Source organism: Tenacibaculum mesophilum (assembly GCF_003867075.1).
Taxonomy (GTDB): domain Bacteria; phylum Bacteroidota; class Bacteroidia; order Flavobacteriales; family Flavobacteriaceae; genus Polaribacter; species Polaribacter mesophilus.
This window is the reverse complement of record NZ_CP032544.1, coordinates 1,785,667-1,801,123: the sequence shown is the minus strand read 5'-3', so window position 1 is coordinate 1,801,123 and position 15,457 is coordinate 1,785,667. Positions and strand designations below refer to the sequence as shown.

Sequence of the window (15,457 nt, the reverse complement as noted above, 5' to 3'; positions counted from 1 at the left end):
AAATGGCTAACGATATTTTAGAAAAAAACCAACTAACAGAATATAATGAGGTAGTTGCTAGGTATTTTTTTGAATGTACAGGAGGTGGTGTTACGGAACCTGTAAAGAGTCCAGAAAAAGAAGCTTTAAAACCGGGTATTCGTTTACATTTTTTACGTTATGGTTTATTTGATAGGAATTCAGAAAACCAAACAGAAGAAGATGTAAATGCACCTAAATATAACGATCCGAGAATAACCAAAGGTGTTTTAATACAAGATGATAAAGCAGTATGTAAAAATGTAGCTACTTGTAATTCTAATACCCAGAATACAAATGCAGCAGAAAACAGTACGCTTGAGTTAGAAGAAGTAGAGGTGTTGTCACTAAAAGAATTGCCTCAAATTAATAATTTTTATGTAGCCCGAACTGCTCTAAATAAAGGATATATTTATCTAATTAACGATGAAGATCAAGACGATTACCACGAACTATATGTTGATGAAAGTGGACAGCTACAGCATATTATATGGGCATACAACAAAGATGAAAAAGGAAACTATAAAGATATTCGAAAACCATCTGGAGACAAGAGTGAATATAAGTTAATAATAGAACCAGGAAAAAAATATTGGGTAGCATACTCTCCTGTACAATGGAGTAGAGATTATCATAATGAGCTGAATACGGATGCTAATAAGCGTAAAGAACGTATGAAGTTGATAGACTGTAGTGGTATAAAAAAAGGAGAAGAAGAAAAACATGAAAATGTTATACCATTTACAAACGTAAGAGCAACGTTTCCTGGTAATCATCCAAGGGCAGGTGCACTTGAAAAAATGCTAGATTCAATATTATCAGATGAAAAGAAGCAAGATGAAAAAGGAGATAATGAGGTTTTTGAAGATATGTTTGTTACGTTGCACGACCCTGTAGGTTGTGCAAATGATGTAGGAGTAGAGTTAGCTGATAAAATAGCAGATTTAGAAGCTTTAGTAGAGTCGTTAGGTACTGGTAAAGACCCTGTTGAAATAAAAAAAGATATTCTTGAAGGAAAACCAAAACAAGAAATAAAGAAAGGTTCAAGAGAGGAACAAATATCTACATTATTAGCAACAGCATTAACAACCTATCAATTAGTGTATAATGATAAAGAAATGATTACCGATTATGATGGAGGAGAAAGTGGTAGTGGACCAAAATTTACAGGCATAAACATTGGGGCAACTCCAATGATATATTGGGATGGCAATGGTATCTTGCAACAAAAATTAATAGACATACTAGCTGTAAAAGAACGTAAAAAAATACGTGAATCAATTGTGAGTTATCGACACGATTTTACAATTATTTTAGGTAGTGATTATTATACGCAATATTTTGAAGATTTTAATGAAAATGGTTTTATAGGACTGTTAGAAGGAAAGCATATTACTACATCTCATATGCGTTTATTAAGTATTGCTCCAGGGGGTATAGATCATTATCTAGACTTAAAAAAACATCGTGATAACTACAAAGGAGAACTGAAAAATAAAAACAAAGAAGCTAAAGAATTCTACATAAAATACGTAAAAGGGAGTAATAAAAAAGTACACGAAGTTTTAGAAAAAGAGTTAAATCTCGATTTTTTTGATGAAAATGAAAATGTTTTAAATAACAGTTTGTTAACTGATTTAGCTAACAAAGTAGCAGGACATGTTAGTAATGGTTTAGAAGCTTATGTAGGGCTTAGTAATGCAAAAAAAATAAACTTAAACCTTACTTTTGATAGACTCAAGGTGCTTACGCATAAAGGCAAACCAGTTTTTCAAACACGAACAAGAACTCTTGAGGCTTTATTAAAACAAAATGGAGCTACTTTAGATGAAAGTGTAAAGTTGGTAGACTTTAAAAAAGGACATCGAATAGCTAAAATATTAGATGTTGAAGAAATATACTTGGTAAATGAGTATAACCCCAAAGGAAAAAACACCTTAAATGTACCAGCAGAAATACCAGCAAAAAAAACAAAAGCTCAAGTACAAGGAGCCCAACGGGTATTAAACAATATTCATTTTGCGAAAGGCTTATATTACTTACAAATTTTAAATATATCTTCTGCAACTTATCAGGTGTATGATAGTCCTTCTGCAAAAAGTCTTGTAAATTTAGTAGGTATTGGAACGGAGTTGACAGGAGCCTTTTTTAATGTAAAAAGAGTAAACGCAATAGCATTAAATAGAGAAAGCAAGGTGGTTAGTAGCCTTAGTAATAGAGCAAGACTTTTTAATAAGGTAGGAGCAGGGTTTACAGCAGCTGTATGTTTTTGGGAGGCTATTGATGCTTTTAGTGACAACGATAACGATGCGGCTTTTATGTGGGTAGGCGCAGGGGCGTTGTTTACAACGGGTATCTTTGTGTCAGGACCCGTAGGTTGGGTCATTGGTGGGGTAGCCATAGGTTTGGTGTACTTAGCAAATTACTTTAAAGATACACCACTTGAGCGATATTTTAAGCATTATTGGTTAAGTGATAGGGTTGCTTTATCAAGAAATAATAATGAAACTCCTTGGCAATATATCAACAGGGTGTATGAAAATCGCAGCGCATTAATAAAAGATAGAGAAGAATATAAAGATTGGAAAGATTTACGTGTTTGTCATCAACAATTATTAGATTTAATGGTGTGCAGTGCAATGTTTGTAAAAGAAATTAAATTAAGTTCAGAAAGGGTAATTAGTATAGGTGGAGAAGATGGTAGAGCTGGTGCTTCTTTTGCTACAAGCGATGTAAGTAAGCTAACCATACAAACAAGTTTTCGCCAATTTTTGTGGTTTAAAGACCAATTGCAGTACAAAGTTTTTTTGGTTAATACTAGAACAGGAAGTTATGAAGAAATAGCTGAAGAAGAATTAAGAGGAGAAGTTAATTTAGAAGAAGATAACAAAGGTAAAATAATAGCCACAAATACCACTATTAATATCCCTAACAGAGTTCACAGAAAAAGACATAACAATCAAACTACTATTTTTCAGTTGTTGTTTATTTGTAAGTTAACAATAGATGAAGAAACAAATAAGTATTACCCTCATACGTATGTGGGGGAGGAACGTTATATGGGAATAAAAATAAAACTGTTTGAAAGTAAGGTTACAGGCACTAAAAATATGGATGGTTTGTTATTTAAACCGCAACCAACAGAATATAAAGGGTTTTATTATAAAAATGTAAAGGTGGATACGCTTAACAATTTATTAGTGTGGGCAAAAGATCTGATATTGAATATATAATTTATGGCAAAAATTAAAAAAAGGTACGGTAAATGGGGTGGATATTTAGAGAAGCTTATTTATGAAAAACCGAAACGAAAGGTAGAAAAAGAGAAAGTAAACGATCCTGATTATTATGTAAGAGTAGATAATCAGTTTTTTATAATGAATAATGGTCTTATTGGTGATATATATATATATATAGGGATAGCTCTTATGATTTTAATATCATTATTTATTTTACTTCGTGAGTTTAAAGGAGTAGCTCATAATATTCTTTTCTATATTTTTTTTTATTGCTTAGGAGCTTTTTTTATAGCCTATCATTATACCCGTCCCAAAAAAGAGCTAGTATTAAATCGTTTAGAAGGGCTTATAACTATACCGAATACATTATATTTTAAACCATATACAATGCCTTTTCAAGACGCTTTAGCAGCATGGTCAGTAAAAAATTCTGGTATCAACCCTACAGGTCCAAGTTTATCTCTTTTTCACCCAAATGGGTTTACAAGTACAGATGTTATGGGGCATGAAATAATAGAAGATTGGAGTTTTATAGTTTGGTTTATGGATAAAAATAGACCGTTACCACCAGGAAGTGCTTTTGACGAGTACAGACAAGCGGATTTTGAACGAAGAAAAGCAGCAGGTTTTCCTATGCCTTTATACCCAAGTAGTATACCAACACCCGAAGCTACGCCAGAACAACAAGCAGAACGTAAACGTATTGGAGGATGGTAAAATATTATAGAGTCCTATCATGAAAGAGAAATTTCAATACAAATAAAGCTCTGGTATTGAATATATAATTTATGGCAAAAATTAAAAAAAGATACGGTAAATGGGGTGGATATTTAGAGAAGCTTATTTATGAAAAACCGAAAAGAAAGGTAGAAAAAGAAAAGGTAAACGATCCTGATTATTACGTAAGAGTAGATAATCAGTTTTTTATAATGAATAATGGTCTTATTGGTAATGTATATATATATACAGGATTGGCAGGGTATTTCTTTGTGTTATTTACTGTTGTAGTAAGGCTATTTTTCAATAAGAGTCTTAGTTTTATTTTCTTGTTTTTATTATTTTTGTTAGGTACTTTTTTTATAGTATATCATTATACTCGCCCCAAAAAAGAGCTAGTATTATATCGTTTAGAAGGGCTTATAACTATACCAAACACATTATATTTTAAACCATATACAATGCCTTTTCAAGACGCTTTAGCAGCATGGTCAGTAAAAAATTCTGGTATCAACCCTACAGGTCCAAGTTTGTCTCTTCTTCACCCAAATGGGTTTACAAGTACAGATGTTATGGGACATGAAGTAATAGAAGATTGGAGTTTTATAGTTTGGTACATGGATAAAAATAGACCGTTACCACCAGGAAGTGCTTTTGATGAGTACAGACAAGCGGATTTTGAACGAAGAAAAGCAGCAGGTTTTCCTATGCCTTTATACCCAAGTAGTATACCAACACCCGAAGCTACGCCAGAACAACAAGCAGAACGTAAACGTATTGGAGGATGGTAGATTTTACCCGAAAAATAACCCATGAAGATTATAAAAACCCAGAAAAACTAAAAAAATATTACCATCGAGTTGTAAAAAAAATACATACAAAACCAAGAAATTTTAAGAAAAGAAATTACAAGAAATCACAATATAGATTAGTAGATGATAATTTTGTAGCTAGTAAATCTGGAAGTATAGCTACTCCTCAAATAGGTGGGGGTGTGTCTTTGTTATTATTATTAGGAACATTATGGTATCTTATCAGAGATGGATTGAATAATGAAATTTTATTTTTTATGATATTATCAGCTTTTTTAACTATCTTTTTTGTAATCTATGGTTTTACAATGCCTAAAAAGGAACATATTTTAAATCGTAAAGATGGTTTAATCACGATGACAGGCTTTTTTTGGCAAAAAAATATCACGATGCTATTTGAAAAAGTAGAGTTTGCCTATAGCACTGGTGGTGAAGATGGTGTAGGTGGATTTATGTTACAAACTATTCGCCCAAATAAGTGGAAAACATTTGATATTTATACAATATTTGGAGGAGATTGTTATGAGGACATGTCTTTTATAACATGGTATATGGATAAAAACCGTCCACTACCTCCTGGAGATGCTTTTGATCCATATCGACAGCAAGACTTTGAACGAAGAAAAGCTGAGAGGTTTCCTAAGCCTTTGTACCCAAGCAAAATATCAACGCCAGAGGCTACTAAAGAACAACAAGCAGAACGTAAACGTATAGGTGGATGGTAAAGAGATAAAATTAAGTAAGCTATGTTATGAGTTATTGTTTTACAAATAATTTTTAAAAGAGTAAAAGCCTAAGGTTATGAAATGTAAAGTTTTAAAAATTTGTACCTTTGCAAGGCATGAAGAAACATTTTTCTAAAATAACAGCTATAACCTTAGCACTAACGGTGTTGCTATCTACATTCTCTTTTAATGTAGAAAAACATTTTTGTGGTGATTTTTTAGTAGCTGTTTCTTATGTAGGAAGTGTAGCTAGCTGTGATGATGTAGAAGAGGATAGCTGTGAGAGTAAAATAAAAGAGCCATCGTGTTGTAAAGACGATGTAGAGCTTATAAAAGGGCAAACTCAAATTCAGAAATCGTCTGTAGAAAAAATAACCTTTATAAAGGTTGCTACAGCGGTTACTTCATATGTTTTTAACAGTCTGTTATTTCAAGACTTAGAAAAACAAATTATTCCACATAAACAGTATGTACCACCTAAGTTATTTTTTGACATACAGGTGCTTCACGAAGTCTTTATCATATGATTTACAATTCTTACTAAAAAAATAAGAATTGTATAATATAGTATGATGAAATAAATAATGAAAAAAAACTTCATAATCAGTATTTTTTTACTGATTTCTCTATCACTTTTTGCTCAAAAAGAGTTAAAAGGAGTAATAAAAGATAATAATAATTTAGAAATATTTGGGGCGAATGTATATTGGTTAAACACAAATACAGGAACGACCACCAATGAAACAGGAACTTTTAGTATTCCGTATAAAAAGGAGTATAAAAAATTAATAATAAGTTTTGTTGGTTATAAGACAGATACAATAAATGTTAGCAGTACAAAACCAATCAATCACTATTTAACAGAAAGTAATACGTTAAATGAGGTTGCAGTTTCTGCAAAAAAAAGTTCAACACAAAGGTCGTATTTACAAACACAAAACTTGGTAACTATTAATAGTGATGAGTTGTTAAAAGCCGCTTGTTGTAATCTGTCAGAAAGTTTTGAAACCAATCCGTCAATAGATGTTAATTTTTCTGATGCGTTAACAGGTACAAAACAAATTCAAATGTTAGGATTAACAAGTCCATATTTGTTAATTACCCAAGAAAATATTCCCTCAATTAGAGGAGCTGCACAAGCATTCGGATTAACATTTACACCTGGGACTTGGGTTGAAAGTATTCAAATAACAAAAGGAGCAGGAAGTGTTGTAAATGGTTTCGAAAGTATTTCGGGACAAATAAATACGGAGCTAGTAAAACCATCTACTAATCATAAGTTTTACCTTAATGCTTATGGAGCTTTGGGAGGAAGGTTAGAGTTCAATACCCATTTCAATCAAAAAGTGAGCGAAAAGTGGCAAACAGGGTTGTATGTACATGGAAACTATAGAGGAGAAAAATTTGATAAAAACAAGGATAACTTTTTAGACAACCCATTAGCAGAACAAATTAATGTGATGAATCGTTGGCAATATACCGATGCCGAAAAAGGTTGGGTAAGTTTTATCAATTTTAGGTATTTAGACGATTCAAAACAAGTAGGAGAAGTTGGTTTTGACCCAGAAGTAGATAAAGGATCAAATACTGTTTGGGGAAGCGAAATTAAAACTAAACGTTTTGATACTTCTGTAAAAGTAGGTTATGTGTTTCCTGATATGCCATTTCAAAATATGGGCTTTCAAGCAGCATATAGTAACCACAAACAAGATTCGTATTTTGGATTGAGAGATTACAACATTCAGCATCATAGCTTTTATAGCAGTTTTGTGTTTAGCTCTATTATTGGAGATACTCGTAATAAGTTTAAAACTGGTGCTAGCCTTACGTATGACAATTACGAAGAGTTTGTTAGTGAGCTGCTGTCCCCTAATTTTAATAGAAAAGAGAATTCTGTAGGAGCTTTTTTTGAATATGCTTATGACAATGCAGATAATCTTAGTGTTACAGCAGGCGTTCGATTAGACCATCATAACTTGTTAGGGACTTTTGTAACACCAAGATTGCACATGCGTTATGTTCCTTGGGAAAGAGGAGTATTAAGAGCTTCTGTAGGAAGAGGAAAACGAAGCGCGAATATTTTTGCAGAGAATCAACAATTTTTTGCTTCATCACGAGCAATTACTATTGAAAGTTCAGGTGGAAATATTTATGGCTTAGACCCAGAAGAGGCTTGGAATTACGGAGTATCGTTTTTACAAGGATATAAACTATTTGGTAGAAAAGGAGATGTAACATTCGATTTTTATCAAACAAATTTTTCAAATCAGGTAGTAGTCGATTGGGAAAATCCACAAGAAATTTCTTTTTATAATTTAGAAGGAAAGAGTAACGCAAATAGTTTCCAGATAGAAATGAATCAAAATATAATCCCTTATTTTAATACTCGATTCTCTTATAAGTTTTACGATGTTTCTACTGATTATAAATCAGGAAACTTAGCGAAAGCTTTACAAGCTAAACATCGTTTTTTTGCCAATGTATCTTACGAAACTAAAACAGAAAAAAGCGATGCCAGTTGGAAGTTTGATGTAACCTATAACTGGATAGGAGAGCAACGACTACCTAATACAAACAACCAGTTACCAACATATTCAGATAGCTATAACTTATTAAACACGCAAATAACAAAAGTGTTTTCAAAAAAGTTTGAAATGTATGCTGGGGCTGAAAATATTACAAATTACAAACAAAAAAATCCTATACTGGGAAGTGATAATCCATTTGGTGCAAATTTTGATACTACTATTGTATATGCACCAGTTTTTGGAAGTAACTTCTATGCAGGGTTACGATTTAAAATAGATTAATTCAATAAATTAAAAATCAAGAACACATGAAAAATATATTTTTATTAGCAGTTGTTTTATTATTAAGCACATCAACATTTGCTCAGAAGAAGAATGCAAAAGTATCTTTTGAAGTAGACGGTGTTTGTATGATGTGTAAGCAGCGTATAGAAAAAGCAGCGTTAAAAACTAAAGGAGTGAAATTTGCAAAATGGGATGTGAATACTCACGAGTTAAGTTTAATTATTGATGAACGCAAAACAAGTACAGAAACAGTTAAAAAAACTATTGCTGGTGTAGGTCATGACACAAAAGAGTTTAAAGCAACAAAAGAAGCTTATGATAATTTACATGAATGTTGTAAATATCGTGATAAAGAAGTGCAAGAAGATCATAAAAAACCAAAGAAGTAATAAAAAAATCCCGAGTATTAACTCGGGATTTTTATGTTATAACATTTGTAAAGTGTTAATTTCTTGTTGTGTCAATTCACGCCATCTACCACGAGGTAAATTCTTTTTAGTTAAACCAGCAAAAATAACACGATCTAATTTTTTTACATGATATCCATAATGTTCAAAAATTTTACGAACAATACGGTTTCTACCAGAGTGAATTTCAATACCTACCTCAGTTTTCTTTTCACCCTCTACGTAAGAAACGGCATCAATAAAAACTTTTCTTCCCTCAATAATTACATCACCACGTAATTTTTCTAAATCAGCAATGGTTAATTTTTTATCTAAAGAAGCATGGTATAATTTACGAACGTTATGCTTAGGGTGCGTTAATTTTTTTGCTAATTCACCGTCGTTAGTAAATAATAATAAACCAGTAGTATTTCTATCTAATCTTCCAACAGGGTAAATTCGTTCTCTAGTGGCGTTTCCTACTAATTCCATTACAGTTTTACGACCACGGTCATCTTCCATAGTAGTAATGTAATTTTTAGGTTTGTTTAATAAAACGTAACGTTTCTGTTCCATAGAAATTAAAGTTCCATCAAAACGAACTTCATCAGTAGGCTGCACTTTGTAACCCATTTCCGTAACTAATTTCCCGTTTACAGAAACACTTCCGTGTTCAATATACGTATCTGCTTCTCTACGAGAACAAATTCCTGAATTAGAGATAAATTTGTTCAAGCGAATTCCTGTATCCTCAGTTTTTTTCTGAGTAGGTTTATTGCTTTTTGGTTTTCTGAAATCTTTTTTGAATTGATTTTTTCCTTGAGGATTGCTGTTACGTCCAGCTTGTCGTCCTCTCGACGAGTTTTTTGAATTCATAATTAAATTTTAAAAGTTTGCAAATTTACGGTAATTATTTGGTTTTTAATCTAAAACCTCAACTACTTTATCTACAATTAAAGATTTATCGATAAATAACAAGCTAAAGACTCCTATTAATAACAAGACCTTTAAAATGTTGTGAGCTAATCTATATTGATTGTTTTTTGTTGATTCCCATGTGTAAAAACCAACAAATATTAAGGTAATGGCAGCTAAATAAAAATAATATTTCATGTATTCTATAGCAGGGTAGTTAAATAAAACTCCAATAGGTACTAAAGTTAATACCATTAATAAAATAATTAGCTTTTTAGTATTTCGTTCTCCATATTTTACAGGGAAGGTGTTGTAATTATTAGCAATCGCTCCTTTAATATTTTCTAAATCCTTCATAAGTTCTCGAATCATGATGACTAGAAAAAGAAAGATTGCGTGTATGAAAATTACTTTTGAAAAATTTTTGTAGTGTACAAAAATTACAAAAAAAGGAAGTATGGTTAATACTGTGGCTGTTATTAATCCTATTAGTGGATGTTTTTTTAGTTTATGAGAGTAAAACCAAATGCCAAATATATATACAGAGAAAAAGAATGCTGCTCGCCATGAAACTAACCATCCGAAGAAAAAACCAATAAAATTTAGTGTAAAATATAACGTTAGTTTTGTTTCTTGCTTTACATAAGAATCTAAGCCTGTTTTTATAGGTCTGTTAATAATATCAGCTTTTTTATCGTAAAAATTATTGATGATATATCCGGAAGCAACTACACAAACGGTAGCAATAACTAAATAAAGTAAATGCCAATCAAAAACTACAGGTTTAACTGATTTTGCATCAGAGAAAATAAAAATAGCAGCCAAATATTGGGCTGCTATTAATACTAGAATGTTATAACCTCTTATGACAGATAAAAGGCTAAATATTTTTAAGAAAAATGTATTGTTTTTAAATGTACTCATAGTAGCATTTTAAAAGCGATACACTAATTCTAATTTATAATCTTTTAAACTGTTTTTTGCTTTTTCGTAATCTTCAGTAAATCCTAAGATGTAACCTCCACCACCAGAACCACAAAGCTTTAAATAGTAATCGTTGGTTTGTATACCTTTTTCCCATACTTTATGAAAAGCAGTAGGAATCATAGGTTTAAAGTTAGCTAATACTACTTTTGATAGTTTTTTCACGTTACCAAATAACGATTTTACGTTTCCTTGTAAAAAGTCTTCAATACAAGCATCTGTATGTGTTGCGAACTCTTCGCTAATCATTTTTCTGAAACCTTCGTTTTTCATCTTGTTCATAAAGATGTTTACCATTGGTTCAGTCTCCCCAATTTGCTCAGAATCTAATAAGAAAACAGCTCCTTTTCCTTCTTTTTGAGAAGGGATTCCTGCTGGTTCAATATGTTCTTTTGAATTGATTAAGATAGGTAAACTTAAATAAGAGTTTAAAGGATCTAACCCAGAGCTTTTTCCATGGAAAAAAGACTCCATCAATGAAAAAATTTGTTTTAAAGTTAAAAGCTTGTCTCTCGTTAGGTTTTCTAAAATTGTAATTTTATCATTAGCGTACTTATCGTAAATAGAAGCTACTAAAGCGCCAGAACTTCCAACTCCGTACCCTTGAGGTATTGAAGAATCGAAATACATTCCGTTATCAATATCACTTTTCAAAGAATCTAAATCAAAAGATACTAATTCAGAATTTAAGTTAGTCAAATAACTATAAAACTTCGCTAAGCTTTGATTTGACTTCTCAGCTTCTCCAGTTAAGTTTTTTGCAGATTTTAACGCTCCTTTATAAGAACTAAAAGGTATTGCTAATCCTTTAGAGTCTTTGATAATTCCATACTCTCCAAAGAGTAATATTTTTGCGTAAAATAAGGGTCCTTTCATAGGTGTTTTAATTACGGTGCAAACATACAAGTAAAACTACTAGTTTACAAACTAGTACACGTTTTTGTAAAAAGTTTTCCAAACGCCCACTTTTTCGTTATCGCGGTATTTACCTTTTGTTTCTATTTTACCATTCTTATAAAAAGTTTTCCATATACCTTCTCTTTCACCTTCTTCATACTTTCCTTCCTCTTTTAACTCACCAGATTCATAGTATACCTTTCGAATTCCGTGAAGTTTTCCATTTTTGTAATTGGCTCTATGAAAAGGTTTGCCATTGGTATGGTAATATAGTACCAAACCATCAAATTCTTCTTGGTTAGGAGTTTTCACAGTACTAAAACCCTCCATTTGTACTTGACCATTTTTGTAGTAATCTACAATCCAAAAGCCGTCATTCATTCTTTTAGGAGCAGGTCTATAAAACTCATGCTCTCCTTTAGTTGTTTCTTGCCAGTTTTTATCAAACCAAATAGTATCTTGTGCATTGACTGAATTGGTTATAAAACCAATAAAAAGGGCAATTATTAATGTTGAAGTTTTCATAATAGTAGGGAATTTAGGTTAAAATAGGTCTCGCGCCAAAACCCACACTATCACAAATATAATGATTTTTTTGGCAGTATGCAGCTAAATTATTCTTAATAAATACTTCAATCTCAGTCTTTTCCGAATTAGGGTATAATACATGTACATTCGCGCCTGCATCTAAGGTAAAGCAAACATTGCTATCATTTTCTTGTCTGTATTCCCATATTTTATTGATGATTTCTAACGTGTTCGGTTTCATTAAAATGAAATATGGACTACTTGTTAACATCATTGCATGTAATGTTAAAGCTTCGCTTTCAACAAGGTCAATAAATGCTTTAATATCTCCATTTTGAAGGATTTTTGAAAGTTTTTCTAAGTTTTCATTGGCCTGATTAAAACGATTTTCAGCATACGGATGATTATGCATTAAATTGTGACCAACTGTACTTGAAACTTGCTTTTCACCTTTATCAACTAATAAAATAGTATCCTGGTAGTCTTCAAAAATAGGATGAATTTTATAAGGGAATTTTGTGCCGAATAAATCTGAACTTCCTTTAATCTCAGGATGATTTCCCCAAACGACTAATGGCCCTTCAATACTTCTACTAGCACTTCCTGATCCTAAACGAGCTAAAAAAGAAGCCTTTTTATTAATATATTCATCAGTTAAATTTGGATTTAATTCTTTTTCCAAATTCATTAAACACATAGCAATAGCACTCATTCCACTTGCAGAAGAAGCAATACCACTACTGTGTGGAAATGAATTTTCAGAAGAAATAACCATGTTATACTCTAAAATATAGGTACAGTATTTTTGTATTCTTTCAAAGAATTTGGCTATTTTAGGTTTAAAATCATCTTTCTTTTTTCCTTCAAAGTACAATTCAAATTCTACTTGGTTTTTTGGTAATGTCTTTGTGAATTCAATTTTTGTAGTTGTATGGCAATTATTCAATGTAAAGCTTATTGAGGCATTTTTAGGAATTTGAGGTTCGCTTTTTCCCCAGTATTTTACCAAAGCAATATTACTAGGTGTCTGCCATGTAACGGTTAAGTTATCTACTTTTTTATCTTGAGAAAGAAATAAGAAATCTGATGTATTCAACGTGTAAAAAATTTGCTGTAAAGATAGAACTTCGCTTACACTTGTGCTAATTTTTGTAAAACGCTTTCTTTATAGCTTCTGCTTATTGAGATTACTTTTTTAGTAACTTCAATATATTCATTAGTATATGAGGAAATTTTAGAAACTGAAACAATGTAAGAACGATGTACTCTTATAAAACAATCACTTGGTAATATGGCTTCAAAATTACTAATGGTTTCTCTAGTAACTATAGTATTTCGTCTCAAGTTTTAGCGCCAGCATTTGGATTGTTGAGGGCTATTCGATATTATCTTGTTGTGGAAAAGAGATAGCTAATCTAGATTTTTGATTAGTTAATCCTTTTAATACCTATTTCTAACATAGAAATGGGTATTTTTGTTGTATGAGAAAAATTAAACTGATTTGGGACTTTAAAGGTCCTGATGGATTGGAAACAGCAAAACATCACTGTATACATTTAAAAGAATTTACGCAGATAGATGGTTTGCCGTATCATGAAGTAAATTTTGTATCTTTAAACGAAATGCATACCATCGCTTTTATTGTGGTTGATGAGGAATATATGAAAACCTTTAGAGATGCATTGAAACCTCATAGAGGAGAATTAGCATAATATAACACAAAAAAATAGATCTATGTTTTTAATTAATGCCTTAGCAAAACCAAAAAAATCTTCTGAACATTATGATCAAGTTATAGGAGCTTACGTAAGCTTGTATATTGATTATAAAGATATTGAAGGAGCTATGCGATTAGCGAAATTTTATATCAAAAATGAAGATTGGAAAGTAGTAGAAATAGAAGACGAATATTTTACGTTAGATTCTGTGGATGATGTAGAAGATAATGAGCAAAAAGAATTGTATGAAGAAGCTGTAGAGTATGGATACTCTATTATTTTTAATTGCTACGAAGAAGAAGGAGAAGACGAAGATTAAAAAAAGGATGTCATTTCGAACGGAGTGAGAAACCTCAATTATTTTCGTTCGAAATGATATTTTATTTATTCAGCAATTGCATTAGCACAAATAAAACCACCTGTCCAAGCATTTTGAAAGTTGAAGCCACCAGTAACGGCATCAATATTTAATACTTCACCTACAAAAAACAAGTTTTTGTGTTTTTTACTTTCAAAACGTTTAAAGTTAATTTCTTTTAAGTCTACACCGCCAGCAGTAACAAACTCCTCTTTAAAAGTAGTACGTCCATTTGCATTGAATAATCCTTTGGTTAACTGATCTGCTAAGTTTTGAAGTTGCTTATTGCTCAAATCAGCCCAGTTTTGGTTGTTTTTTATTTCTGAAGCCATTACCAAACGTTCCCATAATCGGCGAGGAATATCACTAAATGGAGATTTTAAACTAACTTGTTTTTTAGTTTGTGATTTTTTTAACTCTTGTAATGTTGAAAAAACTGAATCGGTATCTTGTCCTAACCAATTTACCAGTACGTTATATTGATAGTTTTTATCAGCTAAAATACGAGCACCAAAAGCGGATAATTTTAAAATAGCAGGACCACTCAAGCCCCAATGGGTAATTAGTAACGGACCAGAATTTTCTAAATTTGTTCCAACAAGTGTAACTTCTGCATTTGGAACTGATATTCCGCCTAAATCAATAATTCGCTTGTCTTTTATATTGAAAGTAAATAAGGAAGGAACAGGTTCAATAATTGTATGATTTAACGTTTTACATAAATCCCATACTTTTTTACTACTTCCTGCGGAAACCACTACGAAATCAGCTTCAAAATCTTGATTTTTTGTGTTGATAATCCATTTCTCATTTTGTTGATAAATGGAGTTTACACCATGGTTTTTTAACACGCTAATTCCAAGGTTATCAACAGCGTTTTGAAAACAATCTATAATAGCTTGTGAGGTGTTTGCTTCTGGAAATACTCGATTATCTTCTTCTATTTTTAAGGGAACTCCGCGATTTTCAAACCATTCAAAAGTATCACCTGTCATAAATTTATGAAAAGGACCCAATAATTCTTTTTCGCCTCTAGGGTAGAATTTTGTTAGTTCTTTAGGTTCAAAACAAGCATGTGTAACATTGCAACGACCTCCACCAGAAATTTTTACTTTTTGTAAAACCTCTTTTCCTTTCTCAAGAATAGTAATGTCCAATTCTGGATTGAGTTCTTTTGCATTAATTGCAGTAAAATAACCTGCGGCTCCACCACCAATAATAATAACTTTTTTCATCTTTTTTATGTCAGTTCGAGTAATTTTTCAGTAGAAATTGTATCGAGAACTTTTTTAAATCATTTCGATACAAATTTATTTCATTCTTCAATAAATTCACTCGATGTAACAG

Annotated in this window: 16 protein-coding genes; 9 read left to right on the top strand and 7 right to left on the bottom strand. The window is 31.6% G+C overall.

Annotation, left to right across the window (positions count from 1 at the left end; all coding sequences use genetic code 11):
• The first annotated feature begins 2 nt into the window (after positions 1–2).
• From D6200_RS08240 to D6200_RS08210, 7 genes are all read left to right on the top strand, one after another.
• Positions 3–3,251, top strand: coding sequence for a toxin VasX (locus D6200_RS08240; RefSeq protein WP_073184369.1), 3,249 nt, complete (start codon positions 3–5; stop codon positions 3,249–3,251).
• Positions 3,252–3,254: 3 nt separating this feature from the next.
• Positions 3,255–3,974: a hypothetical protein gene (locus D6200_RS08235; RefSeq protein WP_073184370.1), complete on the top strand. Its 720-nt coding sequence runs from the start codon at positions 3,255–3,257 to the stop codon at positions 3,972–3,974.
• Between the two features lie 71 nt (positions 3,975–4,045).
• Entirely contained in the window at positions 4,046–4,765 is a 720-nt protein-coding gene (locus tag D6200_RS08230; RefSeq protein WP_073184371.1) for a hypothetical protein, read from the top strand.
• Positions 4,759–5,511 carry a hypothetical protein gene (locus D6200_RS08225; RefSeq protein ID WP_073184372.1) on the top strand — a complete coding sequence of 251 codons (753 nt, stop codon included), beginning with the start codon at positions 4,759–4,761 and terminating at the stop codon, positions 5,509–5,511. Before D6200_RS08230 ends, D6200_RS08225 begins: the two co-directional genes overlap by 7 nt.
• Positions 5,512–5,627: 116 nt before the next feature.
• A complete protein-coding gene (locus tag D6200_RS08220; RefSeq protein ID WP_073184373.1) occupies positions 5,628–6,038 on the top strand; it encodes an HYC_CC_PP family protein in 411 nt (136 codons plus the stop codon).
• A gap of 57 nt (positions 6,039–6,095) precedes the next feature.
• Entirely contained in the window at positions 6,096–8,321 is a 2,226-nt protein-coding gene (locus tag D6200_RS08215; RefSeq protein WP_073184375.1) for a TonB-dependent receptor, read from the top strand.
• A 26-nt stretch (positions 8,322–8,347) separates the two neighbouring features.
• On the top strand, positions 8,348–8,713 hold the full coding sequence (locus D6200_RS08210) for a heavy-metal-associated domain-containing protein (protein ID WP_047790554.1): 366 nt from the start codon (positions 8,348–8,350) through the stop codon (positions 8,711–8,713).
• A gap of 36 nt (positions 8,714–8,749) precedes the next feature.
• On the opposite strand, the gene D6200_RS08205 is transcribed toward D6200_RS08210, so the two are convergent.
• Genes D6200_RS08205 through D6200_RS08180 form a run of 6 tightly spaced genes read right to left on the bottom strand, consistent with a single transcriptional unit; the run spans position 8,750 to position 13,378 of the window.
• The gene (locus D6200_RS08205; RefSeq protein WP_047790553.1) at positions 8,750–9,586 is read right to left on the bottom strand and encodes a pseudouridine synthase; all 837 of its coding nucleotides are present in this window, start codon (positions 9,584–9,586) and stop codon (positions 8,750–8,752) included.
• A 45-nt stretch (positions 9,587–9,631) separates the two neighbouring features.
• Positions 9,632–10,549, bottom strand: a complete 918-nt coding sequence (locus D6200_RS08200; RefSeq protein WP_047790552.1) for a geranylgeranylglycerol-phosphate geranylgeranyltransferase — start codon at positions 10,547–10,549, stop codon at positions 9,632–9,634.
• A gap of 9 nt (positions 10,550–10,558) precedes the next feature.
• Entirely contained in the window at positions 10,559–11,485 is a 927-nt protein-coding gene (locus D6200_RS08195; RefSeq protein ID WP_047790551.1) for a mevalonate kinase family protein, read from the bottom strand.
• Between the two features lie 51 nt (positions 11,486–11,536).
• Positions 11,537–12,031: a toxin-antitoxin system YwqK family antitoxin gene (locus D6200_RS08190; RefSeq protein ID WP_053056775.1), complete on the bottom strand. Its 495-nt coding sequence runs from the start codon at positions 12,029–12,031 to the stop codon at positions 11,537–11,539.
• A gap of 13 nt (positions 12,032–12,044) precedes the next feature.
• On the bottom strand, positions 12,045–13,130 hold the full coding sequence (locus D6200_RS08185) for a diphosphomevalonate/mevalonate 3,5-bisphosphate decarboxylase family protein (protein WP_073184379.1): 1,086 nt from the start codon (positions 13,128–13,130) through the stop codon (positions 12,045–12,047).
• A gap of 35 nt (positions 13,131–13,165) precedes the next feature.
• Positions 13,166–13,378 (bottom strand): LytTR family DNA-binding domain-containing protein, encoded by a 213-nt coding sequence (locus D6200_RS08180; protein WP_073184381.1) that lies wholly within the window; start codon positions 13,376–13,378, stop codon positions 13,166–13,168.
• Positions 13,379–13,515: 137 nt separating this feature from the next.
• On the opposite strand from D6200_RS08180, the gene D6200_RS08175 reads away from it, so the two are divergent.
• Positions 13,516–13,746 (top strand): hypothetical protein, encoded by a 231-nt coding sequence (locus D6200_RS08175; protein ID WP_047790549.1) that lies wholly within the window; start codon positions 13,516–13,518, stop codon positions 13,744–13,746.
• A gap of 22 nt (positions 13,747–13,768) precedes the next feature.
• On the top strand, positions 13,769–14,071 hold the full coding sequence (locus D6200_RS08170; RefSeq protein WP_047790548.1) for a hypothetical protein: 303 nt from the start codon (positions 13,769–13,771) through the stop codon (positions 14,069–14,071).
• 65 nt (positions 14,072–14,136) lie between these two features.
• Here D6200_RS08170 and D6200_RS08165 read toward each other — a convergent pair whose 3' ends face one another.
• Positions 14,137–15,345 (bottom strand): BaiN/RdsA family NAD(P)/FAD-dependent oxidoreductase, encoded by a 1,209-nt coding sequence (locus tag D6200_RS08165; protein WP_073184383.1) that lies wholly within the window; start codon positions 15,343–15,345, stop codon positions 14,137–14,139.
• Between the last annotated feature and the right edge of the window lie 112 nt (positions 15,346–15,457).